This is a genomic window from Brucella sp. NBRC 14130, assembly GCF_040371715.1.
Lineage (GTDB): Bacteria > Pseudomonadota > Alphaproteobacteria > Rhizobiales > Rhizobiaceae > Brucella > Brucella intermedia.
Map to the genome: position 1 here is coordinate 36747 of NZ_BAABTE010000002.1, position 12399 is coordinate 49145.

Sequence of the window (12399 nt, forward strand, 5' to 3'; positions counted from 1 at the left end):
GGCATCTACTCAAAGAGGAATGGTGTCGTGCTTTTTCCACGGCGTGCTTTGGCTCTTGTTGCGCAGGCTTGCAAAAGCCCGTGCAATGCGGCGACGCGATGAATGCGGCATGATGACTTCGTCGATGAAGCCGCGTTCGGCAGCTTTGAACGGATTGGCGAAACGCTCTTCATATTCCTTCGTGCGCGCGGCGATTTTCTCAATGTCGCCCAGTTCTGAACGATAGAGGATTTCCGTCGCGCCTTTGGCGCCCATTACAGCGATTTCTGCCGTGGGCCAGGCATAATTGATGTCGGCGCCGATATGTTTCGAGGCCATCACATCATAAGCCCCACCATAGGCCTTGCGGGTAATAAGCGTAACCATGGGAACGGTCGCCTGGGCGTAGGCAAAAAGCAGCTTTGCGCCGTGCTTGATGACCCCGCCATATTCCTGGGCTGTGCCCGGCAAGAAGCCTGGTACATCGACAAGGGTCAGGATCGGGATATTGAAGGCATCGCAAAAGCGAACGAAGCGAGCAGCCTTTCGCGATGAATCAATGTCGAGGCAGCCGGCAAGAACCATGGGCTGGTTCGCAACCACACCGATGGTCTGCCCATCCATGCGGATGAAGCCGGTGATGATGTTCTTCGCAAAAGCTTCCTGAATTTCAAAGAAGTCGCTTTCGTCGGCCAGCGCGTGGATAAGCTCTTTCATGTCGTAAGGCTTGGTCGCGCTATCCGGGATCAGCGTGTCGAGCCGCATTTCGAGCCGCGCAGGGTCATCGAAGACCGGACGCACGGGCGGCTTTTCTCGATTGTTGAGCGGCAGGAAATCGAAAAGAATGCGAACCTGTTCCAGCGCTTCGATATCGTTTTCATAAGCGCCGTCCGCCACCGATGATTTTCGGGTATGGGTGGAGGCGCCGCCTAGTTCTTCCGCGGTGACAATTTCATTTGTGACGGTCTTGACCACGTCGGGGCCAGTCACGAACATATAGGAGCTATCCCGCACCATGAAGATGAAGTCGGTCATGGCGGGCGAGTAGACCGCGCCGCCCGCGCATGGCCCCATGATGACCGAAATTTGCGGAACTACGCCGGAAGCATCCACGTTGCGCTTGAACACGTCGGCATAGCCTGCGAGCGATGCGACACCTTCTTGAATGCGCGCGCCACCGGAATCGTTGAGCCCAATGACCGGCGCACCATTCTTCATGGCCATATCCATGATCTTGCAAATCTTCTGCGCGTGCGTTTCAGACAAGGAACCGCCCAGAACTGTGAAATCCTGGCTGAACACATAGACCTGACGGCCATTGATCGTGCCCCAGCCGGTCACCACGCCGTCGCCAGCGACTTTCTGCTTTTCCATGCCGAAATCGACGCAGCGATGGGTGACATACATGTCGAACTCCTCGAACGATCCATCGTCGAGAAGCACTTCGATCCTTTCGCGAGCAGTGAGCTTGCCTTTGGCGTGTTGCGCGTCGATGCGGCGCTGACCGCCGCCGAGGCGGGCTTCCGCCCGTCGGGATTCAAGCTGTTCGAGAAGTTCCTGCATAAAGTCCCCACTTTTGGGCGGCCTTCGGAAGGCGTGTTATGAAACTGAAAAGATAGTCTTTTTCTCCTTCCTGCTTAAAATCCGAAGGCGCTCTGGAAAAGCTTGAAAAGGTGCGATTGTGTAAGTTATAAATTTGCAAATAGCGAAATGCGAATTTGCAAAATGGCGCCAAGAAAACTTTATATCGGCAGAAAGATACGTGAAATCCGGGAGCAGCATCGAGCAACCCAGTCGGGCTTCGCCGAACGGCTTGGGATTTCAACGAGTTATCTCAATCAGATCGAGAATAATCAGCGGCCTGTTTCGGCGGCGGTCTTGCTGGCACTGGCTGAAAACTACCAGATCGACATCGGTGCCATTTCCCTGGGGGACGACGATCGTTTGCTATCCGCTGTTTCCGAAGCGCTGGCCGATCCGGTCTTCGACAATTACAAGCCGAACCTGCAGGAGCTGAAGCTTATCACGCAAAATGCGCCGGGGCTGGCCCATGCGCTGATCGCCTGCCACCAAGCCTATCGCCGCAACAGTGAACAGCTTGCAAGTCTGGATAACCAGTTGGGTCGCGCTCCGTCGGCTGCCGAACCTGCGCCTTATGAGGAGGTGCGCGACTTTTTTCATTTTATCGACAATTACGTACATGAGATCGATATTGCCGCAGAAAAGCTGGCGAGCGAGTTGAGCATTCCGGGACGCGACATCGGCGTGGCCCTGCCGCAGTATATGGGGGAGCGTCACCGTGTGCATATTGCCCGGGCTGCGCCGGAAGAAGCGGTTCTGCGCCGGTTCGACGCGCAGGCGCGGGTGCTTTATCTCAATCCCTATTCGCCCGCTTCAACCCGTAATTTCCAGATCGCGTTTCAGATTGCCGAACTGGAGATGGAAGAGCTTGTGAGTGCGATTGCCAGGCGGGCGGATTTTCGCTCTGCCGAGGCAATCGAGATTTGCAAGATCGGCTTGCGCAACTATTTTGCCGGGGCCCTCATGCTGCCCTATCAAACCTTTCTTTCAGCAGCAAAAGAACTGCGCCACGATCTGGAACTTCTGGCGTCACGCTTCGGGGCCAGCCTTGAGCAGGTCGCGCATCGTCTGAGTACCTTGCAGCGCTCCGGTCAGCGGGGTGTGCCGGTGTTTTTTGCCCGCATAGACAGGGCAGGAAACATCACAAAGCGGCATAGCGCAGCCAAGCTACAATTTGCCCGTTACGGTGCTGCGTGTCCCTTGTGGAACGTGCATCAGGCATTCGAGATGCCGGGCCGGATCATTCGCCAACTGGCTGAAACGCCGGATGGCGCGCGTTACCTTTGCATTGCGACAGAACTGACAAAGAGCGAAGGGGGCTTCAACGCTCCCCAGCGCCGCTATGCCATCGCCCTGGGCTGCGAGGTGGCCTATGCGCAGGATTTTGTCTATGCCGATGGGCTCGACATAGCAGTGCGTTCTGCCTTCGATCCGATCGGTGTTTCATGCCGCATCTGTGAGCGTGCTGAATGTGTGCAGCGGGCGGTTCCCCCGCTGAAAAGCCGATTGGCGGTCGATCACGACCGCCGCGGGATTTTACCGTATCGGCTGCTCTGAAGGTCAGAAGCCAGCATGTTCCTTGAGGAATTCAGCTTCCTCATGGGTCGTATCGCGCCCCAGCACCTTGTTGCGATGCGGGAAGCGGCCAAAGCGCTCAATGATGTCGTGATGCTGACGGGCGAAGCCGAGCGAGAACTCGTCGCCAAGCTTTTCATAGAGATCGACGCAGCGCTTCTGGTCGTTCAGATGTTCGCTATGCATGAAGGGCAAATAGAAGAACTGGCGCTGGTCAGGCGATAGCTGCCGATCGAAATCATGGTCGAGCGCCTGCGCCGCCACATCGCGGGCCAGCCCGTCGCTTTCGAATGAGCGTGGAGAGCCGCGAAACATATTGCGCGGAAACTGATCAAAAAGAATGGTGAGCGCCAGAGCGCTTTCCGGTTGCTGTTTCCACTGCTCCAGTTTGTCGGCACGCGCATCTTCGTAAGCAGCCAGAAATTTCTCGCGAATTTCAGCGTCGATCTCGTCACTTTTGCTGAACCAGTTTTCCCGCATCCGGGGCGAAAACCAGAAGTCCAGAACATCCTTGGGTTCGATAGCCATGACAGGCCTCCTCTCTGGTTTTATTGGGCTGGCTGGCTTGTGCCTTCCTGCGGCGGACAGGGTGGCTCTCCCTTGAAATTTCGCGACATGCAGGCGAATCGATCGAAGCTCTTACCCGTGTCCATCGCGGCCTTGCCGGCTCCCCCACATCCGGCAAGAACCACCAGAGAAATCAGAATAGCTAAGTTTTTCATGGAGGTCCTTTCAAGAGACTTTCACGCGGCCATGTCGCTAGCCTTTATAATAGGGATCGCAACATTCGGCGACAACCGATATAGGCCGATCACCCTCTGCCGCGATAGTTCGGGACGCCCTGTTCCGGTATCCAGACATTCTGGGGCGCCGCTCCGGTCTGGAAGAAGACGTCGATTGGAATGCCGCCGCGCGGATACCAGTAACCGCCGATCCTGAGCCATTCAGGTTCCAGCAGGTCGACGAGCCGCTTGCCGATGGTCACGGTGCAATCTTCGTGGAATGCGCCGTGATTACGAAATGAGAACAGGAAGAGTTTCAGGGATTTGCTCTCCACGAGCCAATGCCCGGGGACGTAGTCGATCACGAGATGCGCGAAATCAGGCTGACCCGTCATCGGGCAAAGCGAGGTGAATTCGGGCGCGGTGAAACGGACGCAATAAGGTGTTCCCGCTTGCGGATTTGCAACCCGTTCAAGGACGGCATCTTCCGGATTCTGCGGCACAGAAGCTTGGGAGCCGAGCTGCTTGAGGTCGGAATATATGGTCTTTTCAGACATTTACGTGCCTTTGTTTCAAGCCACGTCGCAGTCCTACAGCGCATGATTGCGCTTGTCCTTGTTTTGACCGGGTAGGCTGCGACCGGTGGCGAATTGCCAGTAGGGTGGAGCTAGCAGACCGTGTCCATCCCGTAAAGAGCGCGTGTAAAAGCCCGCGCCTTGGATAAAAGCGCGGGCACAGTATTGTGAATTTTGCGGTTAACGTCGGTCGGAAATGGCGCAACCAATCGCGACGCCGATGAGGATGCCGATAATACCGGCGGTTCCGAAGAGCGTTGTAGCCGTACCGGGATTCTCGCGCACTGTTTCGGCTACCACCTGGCCACGTTCACGCACCGCTTGCGCCGCGTTACGGAAACGACCGGATGCATCGTCCAGCGCATCTTCCGCACGTTCCCTCAGGTCACCGGATTGGGACGCCAGCGATTTGGAAAGACGTTTCAGTTCACTGCGCATGTCAGCGATCTGCTTTTCGAGCGCCTGCTGGATGTCGTTGGTGATCTTTTCATCAGCCATTTGGAGTCTCCGTTACGTTTTATAACGGTACAACGAGGAAGGGTGCGTTCGGTTCCATGCTGCGACAATGCGGTTAACAAACATGGTAAACCGCTCGTAAACCATTTTAATTTAAGCTTTTCGAATACAAGAACGATCTGGAGCGGGGCCAGAATGTATATCGAAAAAGATGCGCTTGTTGGTCGTTGCGAGCCGGTATCTGCGCGTGTTGTCCGGGCCGCACATCTGGCCAGACAATGTATCGACCAGCACCAGCCAGATCAGGTGCGCGCGCAGGCAGAAGCGGCGTTGACGCTTTTACTTGATGATCCTTCTCCGAAAGTTCGTATGGCGATGGCAGATGTGCTCTCCACCAGTGTGCATTCTCCGCTGCATATTGTAACGGCGCTTGCCGCTGACCAGCCGGGGGTTGCGGGCTATATCCTCGCGCGCTCAACGCTTCTCAGCGACGCCGATCTGATCGATCGTGTGGCCTATGGGGCGCCAACAATGCAGGTTTTGATCGCCGCGCGACCTCATGTTTCATCCGCAGTTTCAGCAGCAATTGCAGAAGTCGGAAGTAACGACGCGGTTGCCGAAATTCTCTTTAACAGTTGCGCCCGGATCGCTTCCGTTTCGTTCCGGCGCATGAGCGAACGCTGTGGACATGATGCTGTGGTGCGCGAGGCTCTGCTATCTCATCCGCATCTTCCGGCGGAATGCCGTCATCTGCTGGCTGTGAAAGTGGGGGAGGTCCTGCAGGCCCTCCCGCTGGTGAAGATGCTATTGGGCGAACGTCGCGCCGATAAAATCGTCGGAGATGCTACAGTTCGCGCATCGATGCATCTGGCGGAAACCTGTTCGCAGGAAGAACTCCCGGCGCTGGTCGAGCATCTGCGTCTGCGCGGGGAGATTACAACCAGCTTTGTCATTCGCGCCGTTGCAGGCGGACGTATAGATTTTTTTGCCAGCCTGCTGGCTGCGCTTTCCGACCTCGATGACGCGCGGATTTGTGCGATTATTTCCGGAGGTCGTCCTGCGGCTCTTGCTGCGCTGTTGCGCTCTGCCGGATTGAGCGATGCTACGCATGCACCCTTGATTGTTGCCATTGAGGCATGGCGAGCCGTGGCCGCCGGGCGGAAGCGGTGGGGAGCGGCAGAAATATCAGCCCTTATGTGCGAGGCCACACGTGCCAGCCGATACGCTGCGGCCAATGACGATCTGGCTGCACTTCTGCGCTCTATTCATCTGGAATTCATGCGTGAATCCGCGCTGGACAGGCTACAGGCTATTCCCGCCTGATCAGGTGTTTTGCCGAAAAGGGCGGATGAGGCTGAGGCCATAGCCGACGGCGATGCCGAACACTGCTCCGGCAGCCTTGAAAACGAAATCTATGAACTCCCCATGCCGTCCGGGAGCAAGACGCTGCATCAGTTCAAAAAGCGCCGCACAGCCGACCGTCAGCAAAAGAACGCCCATCCAACGGCGTGGGTAGGCTAGCGCAAACAAAGCGCCGACCAGAAAGAAAGCCCCAAACCTTTCGAGATCGGCTGGTTCGCCGGTAACGGGGCGGAAATTGATCGGGCTGATCGTAACCGCCAGAATGGCGAGAAGTATCACCCAGGCGCCGATGCGCACAATTCGCTTCATGAAGAGCGTCTCTATTCATCCGAGTAATCTCCAGGTGGCTCGTCCTGTTTCGGGTCGCCACACCGTTGGTACATTCGGTCCGTTATTGAAGTTTTCAGTGCGTTACCGAATGGCAACTCATAATGTGAAATGACATCGACGCCCATACACCATTTGACGTCATGAGGCGACAGCCCATAATTGGTTTCGAGAAAACCTAGCGCGTAGTTCATGCCTTCGTCGCATTGGTCAGTTTTGCAGAAATTGCCATCCCTTGCGAGCTGGCGAATCGAGCCTTCTCCAATCTTGACCACGATTGCTTCCACGGCAAAGGGGCTCGCTCCTATCACGGCGATGACGACAAGTCCGATCAAAGTAAATTTTATAGAGCGCCGCATGAATCGCCGTTCGTAGCTGGTTTCCGCAAGTTCATAACGCATGAGCGGCAATATGATGGCAAGCCGGAAAGCGGTGAAACCAACGCAATTGCGGGATTTTTTAGAACAATGCTGTTATCAACCGCACTTGTCGCCGAGATTGACAAATCGCGTTGACCATCCCGCCTTCGTCCAAATTCTAGCTAACCGAATTGTAGTTCACATCGCTTGCATATTGACTTTTACGTAAATGCGGGAGCACAACTTAAGCTCTGAATCCAATTTGGTTTGGAGCATGGTCCGCTTGATATAAGGCAGAAATGTTTTGGTGCGCGAATATTATACGATCACGGAGCTGACGCGCGAGTTCGGTATTTCAACCCGTACTTTGCGCTTTTATGAAGATGAGGGCTTGATCGCTCCTGTGAGACGTGGCCGTACGCGATTGTTCCGCCCGGCCGATCGCCATCTGGTGAAGCAGATTCTGCGCGGCAAGCGGCTTGGGTTTTCCATCGCGGAAATTCACGAGATCATCCAGATGTATCGCGAGCCGCCTGGGGAAACGGGGCAGCTGAAACTGCTCATGAAGCGCGTCGAGGAAAAACGCGCTGATCTTCGGCAGAAGCGGCGTGACATTGAAGAGACACTGGGCGAACTCGATCAGATCGAAGAGTCCTGCATCGAGCGCCTCGCCGAACTGGGCGTCAATACCTGAGTTGACCTACTGAGCGTCGGGCACTGGAGAGCACATTTGTGCGATGGCTTGAACCGTGCTGTTGTTGTCCTGATCGATTTTGCCGCTGAAGACATCGTCGAACAGTTTCGCCTTGTCGAGTTCCGTCACCACACAGCCGCAGAACTGCTGACATAGCCGTTCGCTGCCGTTTTGCAGGCATGCAGCGACGCAGGACTGCGTGAAGGCTTCTCGCGGCGTCGGCTGTGCCGGGGGCAGGAGCTGCGAGAACAAGTAAACCATTGCGATCAGCACAGGCTGATGAATGAGATAGAAGGCCAGGCTGTGCCTGCCTATGAAGGTCAGCGGCTTTTCAAGAAAGTGTGGTTTGATCCCGTCAGCCAAAAGCTGCAGCCAGCCGAAGCGCTGGAAAACCCGTGCGGCAGCTATTCCGACAAGGACTGCGCCGAACCATGGAAACAGCGGTACGTAATCGTTGGAGCGCAGCGTTACGGTCGAAAGCCCCACCCAACTCAACGCTGGATGATTGAAAATATCAGCCCGCGCAAAAAGCGGAGCGCTGATGACGAATACCGCAACGATCAAGGTTGCAATGGCGGGCAGGCGCAGAAACAGAAGGCCGAGGACACTTGCCAGAGCGATCTGGTGCAAGATGCCAAAGAAAATGAAACTGTCCGGAGATATATACCATGTGAGGGCTGAAATCGCCGCCGCCGCTACAACGATCTGAGCCAGCCGTTTCGCCATAGGCTTCCAGCGGATTATGTTGCCATGCGCCAGGACAAGGCTAAAGCCCACCAGAAACAGGAAGCTCGACGCGATGCAGCGCGCGAAAAGTTTCCATCCGCCGTGAGCAGTCGTTGCTGGCGCCATATAGCCGAAGAACTCGAGATCCCAGCCAAAGTGGTAGATCGCCATCGCGATCAGCGCAATTCCGCGTGCAATGTCGATGCGCCCAAGGCGAACCCGGGACGAGGGTGCGGTATCCTGGTGGGTGATGTTAGACATGGTTCCTTCCGGCTGGATAGCGATGTCCGGCGTTTTTCGATTCCCGGCAAATCTCTAACACAGCCATTTGCAACTCTATAGTATGCGGAAGCACACGGATTCGTGCTGGCGCTGGCGCAGGTAGATGGCAGATATTGGAGAGCTTGGTTGTTTTATAGTCTGTCGAAAATTTTTTGGCTGTTTTTTCAACCCGTTACGATAATATCTGTTCTCGTGTTGATTGCTTTTCTCGCCATCTGGCGAGGTATGCGCGGTTTCAGCATGGCGCTGCTGGCGCTGTCACTGGCCACGCTGTTTCTTGCCGCCTTTACGACGTTGGGTGCCGTTCTGCTGGCTCCTTTGGAAGACCGTTTCGCAAAGCTTGATGCGATGCCGCAACGTGTGGACGGGATCGTCGTGCTGGGCGGCTATATGAATGGCGAAATCAATGCGGGTCGCAAAGGCTTTGAATTGAATAGCGCGGCTGATCGCATTTTTGAAGCAATGCGGCTGGCACGACTACACCCCGACGCCAAGGTCATTATATCTGGCGGCGAGGGCGCATTCTTTGAAAAATCCGCCAAAGAAGCGGATAGTACCCGGCAGATGCTTGCCGATCTTGGCTTTTCCGGCGAGCGCTATATTTTTGAAAACAAATCTCGAAATACCGTCGAGAACGCGGTTTTCTCCAAGGAATTGGCTCAACCGAAGCCGGGTGAAACGTGGCTTCTGGTCACTTCGGCATATCATATGCCGCGGTCCATCGGATGTTTTCGCAAGGCAGGGTTCGACGTTGTGGCCTGGCCGGTGGACTTCAAGACGCGCGCCAGCGAGCACTTTGCCCTTTATCTCGAATCCCCGAATGAAGCGCTTTCGCGGTTCAGCGTGGCCATGCGGGAGTGGGTAGGACTGGCCGCTTATGGGCTGGCTGGCAAGACAGATATGCTTTTGCCTCAACCCTGATGCCGCATTTTCGCCGTCACTTTAAAGCTTTCATTAACGTTATCGTCCGGTAACCGTTTGATAATAAATGTATAGTCGGATTGTGTGCCCGGCGCGTGGAATTCGACGCCGCATTTCAGCCGTTTTTCATCGTTGCGTTCCGGTGATCACGAAGCTATATGATCGGTAACAGCGTTGTGAAGGGCGCTGTGTAGAAGAGTTGCACAACAAGGTTGCCAAAATTTCCATGGACGAAACCGTTCAAAAATCCTGCTGGGGCGTTACGCTCTGGGCAGTCATTGGTCTCGCTGCTGTCATTCTCATGGCCTATCTGTTCTCCGTCTAGAAGTCAGGCGGCATTGCGTATTCCGGAAATTTGATGCCGCATTTCGGCATTCCGTTTGCGTTGATCCTTTCCTACAACTATCTGATAGGAATGCGCGGATTCCGCGTTAGCGACTTTTTGCCCATTTTTGTCTAATATGGATGATCGGGCAAATCGCGAGCGGCGCTGCGACCAGGAATCAATCAGCCTTATGACGGCTGCAGAAGGTGTGGAATGTTTCTGTCGGTTTTCGATCTTTACAAGATTGGCATTGGGCCTTCCAGTTCTCATACGATGGGCCCGATGACGGCTGCTCGCATGTTTCTCAACGAGGTGATCGGCGGGAACTGGCCAAGGCCGGCACATTCTAAAATTCACCGTCTGAAAGCGAGCCTGCATGGCTCTCTTGCTTATACAGGTGTAGGGCATGCAACGGACCGCGCCGTTATCCTGGGGCTATGTGGCCATCTGCCGGATACGATTGACCCCGACATCATGGATGTTGAAGTCGAAAAGGTCTTTGCTGAGAAGAAGGTGAACCCGCAAGGGCATCCAGTCTACCACTTCGATCCGAAAGTCGATCTTGTGCTGGATCGGAAGACACCTTTGCCGGGACATGCCAATGGCATGGCCTTTTCCGCATTTGACGCCGACGACAATCTCTTGCTGCGTCGCGCATATTTTTCCATCGGCGGCGGCTTTGTCGTGACGGAAGAAGAACTGAGCCGCGTTCAGCGCAGTGGAGCGAAGCAGGACGATAAGGCCGACGTGCCGTTCCCATTCCGAAATGCTGCCGAAATGCTTGAGATGGCCCATGATAGTGGGCTGTCGATTGCTGAAATGAAGCGAGCCAATGAAGAAAAGCATATGGCCCGCGGCGATCTGGATGACGGGCTTGATCGCATCTGGGGTGCCATGCGCGGCTGCATCGAGCGGGGATTGAGCCGCGACGGTGTGATGCCCGGTGGCTTGAATGTTCGCCGTCGTGCGCGTCAGCTTCACGACAAGCTACAGGACGACTGGCGCAATAACCGCAGCAACCCGCTGCTGGCCAATGACTGGCTTTCCGTTTATGCGATGGCCGTCAACGAGGAAAATGCGTCGGGCGGCAGGGTAGTCACTGCTCCCACCAACGGTGCCGCTGGTGTCGTGCCGGCAGTTCTGCGCTATTACCTGCATTTTCATGATGATGCCGATCAGAAGGGCATAAGGGATTTTCTCCTGACTTCTGCCGCGATAGGCGGGGTCATCAAGCACAACGCGTCGATTTCAGGCGCGGAAGTCGGTTGTCAGGGCGAGGTGGGTTCCGCATCGGCCATGGCCGCAGCCGGTCTCGCAGCCGTGTTCGGTGGGTCGCCCGAACAGATTGAAAACGCCGCCGAAATAGCGCTTGAACACCACTTGGGCATGACCTGCGATCCGGTTGCCGGGCTTGTTCAGGTGCCGTGCATCGAGCGTAACGCGCTCGGCGCGGTAAAGGCCGTCACTGCCGCTTCGCTCGCCGTAAAGGGCGACGGCAAGCATTTTGTTCCGCTGGATGCCTGTATTGAGACGATGCGTCAGACCGGCCACGATATGAGCGAGCGTTACAAGGAGACCAGTCAAGGCGGTCTCGCGGTGAACGTGGTCGCCTGTTGATCAGCAATTCTTGGCAGAATGCGGTGCCCCGGCTTGAAGCTCGCATTCGTCTTGGCTAAATCACCTGTATGGCTCTCAATCTCGTTAAACTTTGCGTCGGCTGCGACAGTATCGAAGATCTTGCGGCTTGGATCGATTTTCGCCTGGCGGAACAGCGCGCTGCCGGCCTCGTGCCGGAACAGTTCCATACAACGAGGATGGTACCCAAGCGGATCGACGAACTGCTGGAGGGCGGCTCGCTCTACTGGGTTATCAAGGGCAATGTCCAATGCCGTCAGCGTTTGCTGGATGTGCGCCCGTTCACGGATGAGCAGGGTATCAATCGTTGTCATCTGGTTTTGGAGCCCAAGGTCATTCCGACCGAGTGGCAGCCGCGCCGTGCGTTCCAGGGTTGGCGCTATCTGAATGACAATGAAGTCCCGCGTGACGAGTCCGCCGGTAAGGCAGCCAGGGCTGCCTTACCGGCAGAATTGCGGCAGGAACTGGCGGCGCTCGGATTGCTGTAGAGATGACCTATCCATGAAAAAGGCCCTGCTTTTAAACGGCAGGGCCTTTTCGTTCTATCTGTGAAGTTTCAGTTTTCTATCGTCAGACGGACTGAAACCCTATCGAAATTCACTGGCAAGGTCATGCGCATGGACGCACGCGGTTGAACCAGGCGCTTGTTGCGCGCCGCATGGCAGACGAGCAGTCCGACCAGATCGCGGGTCTGAAAGCCGGTACCGCGCCTTACATCCGCGATTCGCAATGCGGCCTGCTTGAGGCCTTGCACCGAGAACAGCGCGCCGAGCGCTGATGCCTTACCTTCATCCGGTGTCCAGTCGACAGTTTTGAACGGAGACTGACCGAAAGTTTCTCTCATATTTGACATCTCGAAACCCTCTACGCACTACAAATT

The 12399-nt window shown here is 55.7% G+C and carries 14 protein-coding genes; 6 read left to right on the top strand and 8 right to left on the bottom strand.

The features are described 5' to 3' along the window. Nucleotides 1–9: 9 nt before the first annotated feature. The gene (locus ABWW28_RS03695; RefSeq protein WP_021585262.1) at nucleotides 10–1542 is read right to left on the bottom strand and encodes an acyl-CoA carboxylase subunit beta; all 1533 of its coding nucleotides are present in this window, start codon (nucleotides 1540–1542) and stop codon (nucleotides 10–12) included. A 162-nt stretch (nucleotides 1543–1704) separates the two neighbouring features. Here ABWW28_RS03695 and ABWW28_RS03700 point away from each other — a divergent pair, with 162 nt between their 5' ends. Next, a complete protein-coding gene (locus tag ABWW28_RS03700) occupies nucleotides 1705–3117 on the top strand; it encodes a helix-turn-helix domain-containing protein (protein WP_021585261.1) in 1413 nt (470 codons plus the stop codon). 3 nt (nucleotides 3118–3120) lie between these two features. On the opposite strand, the gene ABWW28_RS03705 is transcribed toward ABWW28_RS03700, so the two are convergent. From ABWW28_RS03705 to ABWW28_RS03715, 3 genes are all read right to left on the bottom strand, one after another. Then, nucleotides 3121–3663 carry a DUF924 family protein gene (locus ABWW28_RS03705; RefSeq protein ID WP_021585260.1) on the bottom strand — a complete coding sequence of 181 codons (543 nt, stop codon included), beginning with the start codon at nucleotides 3661–3663 and terminating at the stop codon, nucleotides 3121–3123. A gap of 283 nt (nucleotides 3664–3946) precedes the next feature. Then, nucleotides 3947–4414 (bottom strand): preQ(1) synthase, encoded by a 468-nt coding sequence (gene queF / locus ABWW28_RS03710; protein WP_021585259.1) that lies wholly within the window; start codon nucleotides 4412–4414, stop codon nucleotides 3947–3949. Between the two features lie 198 nt (nucleotides 4415–4612). Beyond that, nucleotides 4613–4930, bottom strand: a complete 318-nt coding sequence (locus ABWW28_RS03715; RefSeq protein WP_006466974.1) for an ElaB/YgaM/YqjD family protein — start codon at nucleotides 4928–4930, stop codon at nucleotides 4613–4615. A 153-nt stretch (nucleotides 4931–5083) separates the two neighbouring features. Here ABWW28_RS03715 and ABWW28_RS03720 point away from each other — a divergent pair, with 153 nt between their 5' ends. Then, the gene (locus ABWW28_RS03720; RefSeq protein ID WP_021585258.1) at nucleotides 5084–6211 is read left to right on the top strand and encodes a DUF2336 domain-containing protein; all 1128 of its coding nucleotides are present in this window, start codon (nucleotides 5084–5086) and stop codon (nucleotides 6209–6211) included. Here ABWW28_RS03720 and ABWW28_RS03725 read toward each other — a convergent pair whose 3' ends face one another. Further along, a complete protein-coding gene (locus ABWW28_RS03725; RefSeq protein WP_006466973.1) occupies nucleotides 6212–6559 on the bottom strand; it encodes a VanZ family protein in 348 nt (115 codons plus the stop codon). An 11-nt stretch (nucleotides 6560–6570) separates the two neighbouring features. Next, nucleotides 6571–6936, bottom strand: a complete 366-nt coding sequence (locus tag ABWW28_RS03730) for a hypothetical protein (protein WP_021585257.1) — start codon at nucleotides 6934–6936, stop codon at nucleotides 6571–6573. A gap of 307 nt (nucleotides 6937–7243) precedes the next feature. Between ABWW28_RS03730 and ABWW28_RS03735 the strand changes: the two genes are divergently transcribed. Continuing rightward, the gene (locus tag ABWW28_RS03735) at nucleotides 7244–7630 is read left to right on the top strand and encodes a MerR family transcriptional regulator (RefSeq protein ID WP_006471625.1); all 387 of its coding nucleotides are present in this window, start codon (nucleotides 7244–7246) and stop codon (nucleotides 7628–7630) included. 6 nt (nucleotides 7631–7636) lie between these two features. Here the strand turns inward: ABWW28_RS03735 and ABWW28_RS03740 are convergent, their stop codons facing one another. Continuing rightward, a complete protein-coding gene (locus ABWW28_RS03740) occupies nucleotides 7637–8617 on the bottom strand; it encodes a heparan-alpha-glucosaminide N-acetyltransferase (RefSeq protein ID WP_021585256.1) in 981 nt (326 codons plus the stop codon). A 147-nt stretch (nucleotides 8618–8764) separates the two neighbouring features. On the opposite strand from ABWW28_RS03740, the gene ABWW28_RS03745 reads away from it, so the two are divergent. From ABWW28_RS03745 to ABWW28_RS03755, 3 genes are all read left to right on the top strand, one after another. Further along, nucleotides 8765–9559: a YdcF family protein gene (locus ABWW28_RS03745; RefSeq protein WP_021585255.1), complete on the top strand. Its 795-nt coding sequence runs from the start codon at nucleotides 8765–8767 to the stop codon at nucleotides 9557–9559. A 538-nt stretch (nucleotides 9560–10097) separates the two neighbouring features. Beyond that, nucleotides 10098–11501: an L-serine ammonia-lyase gene (locus tag ABWW28_RS03750; protein ID WP_021585253.1), complete on the top strand. Its 1404-nt coding sequence runs from the start codon at nucleotides 10098–10100 to the stop codon at nucleotides 11499–11501. Nucleotides 11502–11569: 68 nt separating this feature from the next. Beyond that, a complete protein-coding gene (locus ABWW28_RS03755) occupies nucleotides 11570–12007 on the top strand; it encodes a DUF1489 family protein (protein ID WP_021585252.1) in 438 nt (145 codons plus the stop codon). A gap of 68 nt (nucleotides 12008–12075) precedes the next feature. On the opposite strand, the gene ABWW28_RS03760 is transcribed toward ABWW28_RS03755, so the two are convergent. After that, a complete protein-coding gene (locus ABWW28_RS03760; RefSeq protein WP_006466964.1) occupies nucleotides 12076–12372 on the bottom strand; it encodes a hypothetical protein in 297 nt (98 codons plus the stop codon). Between the last annotated feature and the right edge of the window lie 27 nt (nucleotides 12373–12399).

What these genes read in the sequence shown, in the direction of transcription:
- ABWW28_RS03695 (WP_021585262.1), bottom strand. Translation starts at nt 1,542, where the DNA reads ATGCAGGAACTTCTCGAACAGCTTGAATCCCGACGGGCGGAAGCCCGC.
- ABWW28_RS03700 (WP_021585261.1), top strand. Translation starts at nt 1,705, where the DNA reads ATGGCGCCAAGAAAACTTTATATCGGCAGAAAGATACGTGAAATCCGG.
- ABWW28_RS03705 (WP_021585260.1), bottom strand. Translation starts at nt 3,663, where the DNA reads ATGGCTATCGAACCCAAGGATGTTCTGGACTTCTGGTTTTCGCCCCGG.
- queF (WP_021585259.1), bottom strand. Translation starts at nt 4,414, where the DNA reads ATGTCTGAAAAGACCATATATTCCGACCTCAAGCAGCTCGGCTCCCAA.
- ABWW28_RS03715 (WP_006466974.1), bottom strand. Translation starts at nt 4,930, where the DNA reads ATGGCTGATGAAAAGATCACCAACGACATCCAGCAGGCGCTCGAAAAG.
- ABWW28_RS03720 (WP_021585258.1), top strand. Translation starts at nt 5,084, where the DNA reads ATGTATATCGAAAAAGATGCGCTTGTTGGTCGTTGCGAGCCGGTATCT.
- ABWW28_RS03725 (WP_006466973.1), bottom strand. Translation starts at nt 6,559, where the DNA reads ATGAAGCGAATTGTGCGCATCGGCGCCTGGGTGATACTTCTCGCCATT.
- ABWW28_RS03730 (WP_021585257.1), bottom strand. Translation starts at nt 6,936, where the DNA reads ATGCGGCGCTCTATAAAATTTACTTTGATCGGACTTGTCGTCATCGCC.
- ABWW28_RS03740 (WP_021585256.1), bottom strand. Translation starts at nt 8,617, where the DNA reads ATGTCTAACATCACCCACCAGGATACCGCACCCTCGTCCCGGGTTCGC.
- ABWW28_RS03750 (WP_021585253.1), top strand. Translation starts at nt 10,098, where the DNA reads ATGTTTCTGTCGGTTTTCGATCTTTACAAGATTGGCATTGGGCCTTCC.
- ABWW28_RS03755 (WP_021585252.1), top strand. Translation starts at nt 11,570, where the DNA reads ATGGCTCTCAATCTCGTTAAACTTTGCGTCGGCTGCGACAGTATCGAA.
- ABWW28_RS03760 (WP_006466964.1), bottom strand. Translation starts at nt 12,372, where the DNA reads ATGTCAAATATGAGAGAAACTTTCGGTCAGTCTCCGTTCAAAACTGTC.